Annotated in this window: 4 protein-coding genes; 3 read left to right on the top strand and 1 reads right to left on the bottom strand. The window is 73.4% G+C overall.

From position 1 onward, the window contains the following. Nucleotides 1-163: 163 nt before the first annotated feature. From HUX53_RS00735 to HUX53_RS00725, 3 genes are read left to right on the top strand one after another with little or no spacing between them, the layout of a single operon-like run. Nucleotides 164-466 carry a hypothetical protein gene (locus HUX53_RS00735; RefSeq protein ID WP_176401221.1) on the top strand — a complete coding sequence of 101 codons (303 nt, stop codon included), beginning with the start codon at nucleotides 164-166 and terminating at the stop codon, nucleotides 464-466. Continuing rightward, the gene (locus HUX53_RS00730) at nucleotides 463-1,332 is read left to right on the top strand and encodes a MoxR family ATPase (RefSeq protein WP_176401220.1); all 870 of its coding nucleotides are present in this window, start codon (nucleotides 463-465) and stop codon (nucleotides 1,330-1,332) included. Before HUX53_RS00735 ends, HUX53_RS00730 begins: the two co-directional genes overlap by 4 nt. 1 nt (nucleotide 1,333) lies before the next feature. After that, on the top strand, nucleotides 1,334-2,725 hold the full coding sequence (locus HUX53_RS00725; RefSeq protein ID WP_176401219.1) for a VWA domain-containing protein: 1,392 nt from the start codon (nucleotides 1,334-1,336) through the stop codon (nucleotides 2,723-2,725). Here the strand turns inward: HUX53_RS00725 and HUX53_RS00720 are convergent. Continuing rightward, nucleotides 2,722-3,619: MFS transporter (locus tag HUX53_RS00720; RefSeq protein WP_176401218.1), on the bottom strand; the 898-nt coding region annotated here is incomplete at its 5' end. The genes HUX53_RS00725 and HUX53_RS00720 overlap by 4 nt on opposite strands.

Here is a 3,619-nt window from a genome sequence, read left to right as displayed (position 1 = left end):
TATTGTTTGTGTGGTTTGTGCAGCGACCACCGGGCGATTCACTAGCGTTTGCGTCGGCAGCGTTAGATGTGTATAAGGTAGGGGGTGCGGCGGGGGCGGGGAGAAGGACGCCGCGGAGGCGGATCCGTCCGCGCCGGCGACGGCGCTGGCGCCGATCCCGGTGGTGAAGCCGTCCGACATCAAGCCGCTGGTCGGACGCTGGGTCGGCACGGCCAAGGACTACTTCCAGTTCACCGCCGACGGCAGCGGCGTGTGGGTGCGGGGCGGGCAGAAGCTGTGGAGCGGCACGGCCATCCCGGAGGGCGACGGCAAGTTCCGCTTCTCGTGGAAGGGCGGCGACCCGCAGACCGCGTCCTACTGGGGCGTCAGCCTGGAGGACGCGCACACGCTCGTCTTCGCCGGGACCAACCAGCAGTACAAGAAGGTCACCGCCAAGAAGAGCGCGGCGAAGAAGGGCAACGGATGACCGACGGAACGTTCGCCTCGCCCGCCGATGTGGCGGCCAGGCTGGCCGAGGTCCGCTACCTCGCGGACGAGTCGATCGCCACGACCGTCTACCTGGCGCAGGCGCTCGGGAAGCCGCTGCTCGTGGAGGGCCCGGCCGGGGTCGGCAAGACGGAGCTGGCGAAGGCCGTCGCGGCGTCGACCGGCGCGGAGCTGATCCGGCTGCAGTGCTACGAGGGGCTGGACGAGGCCCGCGCGCTCTACGAGTTCAACTACAAGAAGCAGCTCCTCGCCATCCAGGCTGCCCCGGCGGACCGGGCGTGGCAGGAGACCCACGACGACATCTTCTCCGAGGAGTTCCTGCTGGAGCGGCCGCTGCTGGCGGCGATCCGGCGGACGGACCCGACCGTCCTGCTGATCGACGAGGCCGACAAGGCCGACGTCGAGATGGAGGGCATGCTGCTGGAGGTCCTGTCGGACTTCCAGGTGACGATCCCCGAGCTGGGCACGGTCGGCGCGGTGCGGCGCCCGTTCGTGCTCATCACGTCGAACGCGGCGCGGGAGCTGTCGGAGGCGCTCAAGCGCCGCTGCCTCTACCTGCACCTGGACTACCCGGCGCCGGAGCGGGAGCGCGACATCGTCTTGGCGCAGGTACCGGGGATCGAGGCGGAGCTGGCCGAGCAGCTCGTCCGCACGGTGGGGACGCTGCGCGACCTGGAGATCAAGAAGGCGCCGTCGATCGCCGAGACCGTCGACTGGGCGCGCACGCTGCTCGCCCTCGGCCTGGACGAGCTGGACGAGGCCGCCGTCGTGCGAACCCTCGGCGTCGTCCTCAAGCACGTCTCCGACCAGGAGCGCGCCGTGAAGGAACTGGGGCTGCGGGGCTGAGATGGCGTCGCTCGTCGACCGGCACACCGGGTTCGTCGCGGAGCTGCGCCGGGCCGGGCTGTCGGTGTCGGTGGCCGAGGGCCTCGACGCGGTCCGCGCCATGCAGGCCATCGACCTGCTCGACCGCGAGTCGCTGCGCGCCGCCTACGCCGCGACGGTCGTCAAGCGGCCGCAGCACCGCCCGACGTTCGACACGCTCTTCGACCTGTGGTTCCCGGCGGCGGTCGGGGACGGTGCGGGCGCGCCGCCGGAGCATCCCGCGCGGACGCTGAACGACGACGGACGCCCCGTCCCGCCCGCGCTGGACCCGCAGGTGCAGGCCCGCCGCGACGAACTCGCCGAACTCCTGCTCTCCGGGGACGACGCGGGCCTGCGGCAGTTCGCCCGGCTCGCCGTCGCCGAGTACGGGCAGACGCCGGGGCAGGAGTCGTGGTTCTCGTCCGGGGTCGTCAACGCGCTGTCGCCCGACACGCTCATGGCGCGGCTGCTCAGCGCCGTCCTGGGCGGGCAGGAGCGCGGCGGGATGGCCGAACGGGTCGCGCGCCGGACGTTCCGCGACCGCATCGCCCGGTTCCAGGACCTCGTCGCGGGCGAGGTGCGGCGCCGCATCGCCGAGGACACCGGCGTCGAGCGGACCGCCCGCATCGCCGTCCGCCCGCCGCTGGAGCGCCTCGACTTCGCGTCCGCGAGCCGCGCCGAGATGGAGGGGCTGCGCCGCGAGGTGTATCCGCTGGCCCGCAAGCTGGCGTCCCGGCTCGTGCAGAAGCAGCGGCACGGCCGGCGGGGGCGGCTCGACTTCCGCCGGACGGTCCGCGCGTCCCTGGCCAGCGGGGGAGTGCCGCTCACGACCCACCACCGGCCGCGCCGCCCGCACAAGCCGGAGCTGGTCGTGCTGTGCGACGCCAGCGACTCGGTGTCGGCGTTCGCGCACTTCACGCTGCTGCTGACGTTCGCGCTGCGGGAGCAGTTCAGCAAGGTCCGCGCGTTCGCGTTCATCGACGCCACCGACGAGATCACCAAGTACTTCGCGCCCGGCACGGACGTCGTGGACGCCATGACGCGCCTCGCCGCCGAGGCCGACCTCGTCTGGATCACCGGCCGCTCCAACTACGGCCACGCCATCAAGGTGTTCGACGACAAGTACCGCGACGCCATCACGTCCAAGACGTCCCTGCTGATCCTGGGCGACGCGCGCTCCAACTACGGGGAGCTGTCCCTGCCGATCCTGCGGTCGATGGTGGACACCGCCCGGCACGCGTACTGGCTCAACCCCGAACCGCGCGCCCAATGGGACACCGGCGACTCCGCCGCGTCCCGCTACGGCGAACTGCTCCCCATGTTCGAATGCCGCAACCTCACCCAGCTGGCGGCGTTCATCGAGGAACTCGCCTAGGCCGGGACGGAGGGGCGGTCGCGGATCAGCAGGGCGAGGGCGGCGTAGGCGAGCGCGGCGACCGCCGAGATCACCATGGCGGTGTTGGTGCCGTGGGCCAGCGCGGACGGGTCGTGCCCGCCGCCGGTCGCGACCGCCCCGACGACCGCGACGCCCACCGACGCGCCGATGTAGCGGGCGGTGTTGTTGGCGCCGGCGCCCATGCTCGCGCGGTCGGCCGGGACGCTCTCCACGGCCAGCCTGGCGAGCATCGCGTTGGTGAGGCCGCTCGCGACACCGGCGACGGCCAGGCCGGGAGCGAGGCGCCACCAGTGCGCGTCCGGGGCCAGGTCCGCCATCGCGAACTCACCGGCGGCGGCGAGCGCGAACCCGGCGGCCAGCAGCCGCCGGACGGGCACCCGCGCGGGGAGGCGGTGCGCCTGCAGGGCGACGGCGAACGACAGCCCGGACCAGATCGCCAGCACCAGCGCGGCCTCGACCGGCGACAGCCCCATGACCAGGCTCATCATCGTCGCCAGGTAGGTCATGACGCCGATCACGGCGAGCCCGGTGACGAGCGCGCCCGTCACCGACAGCAGGAACGCCGGACGCCGGAACAGCGCGAGGTCGACCATCGGCTCCGGGCGCCGCGCCTCGACCAGGACGAACGCGGCCAGCAGCACGGCCGCGACCGCGAGCAGCGCGAGGACGCCCGGCGCCGTCCAGCCGGTGCGGCCCCAGGTGATCGCCGCGACCAGCGCCGCCACGCCCAGGCTCATCGTGACGAGGCCCGGCACGTCCACGCCGCGCGGGCGCCCGGCCCGCGACTCCGTCAGCGCGCGGGCGGCCGCCACGGTGAGCGGCACGGACGCGGCGGCCGCCGCCCAGTACCAGCGCCGCCCGGCGCCGAGCGCG

Source organism: Actinomadura sp. BRA 177, from assembly GCF_013372625.1.
Classification (GTDB): Bacteria; Actinomycetota; Actinomycetes; order Streptosporangiales; family Streptosporangiaceae; genus Spirillospora.
This window is presented reverse-complemented; position numbering and strand designations above follow the sequence as displayed.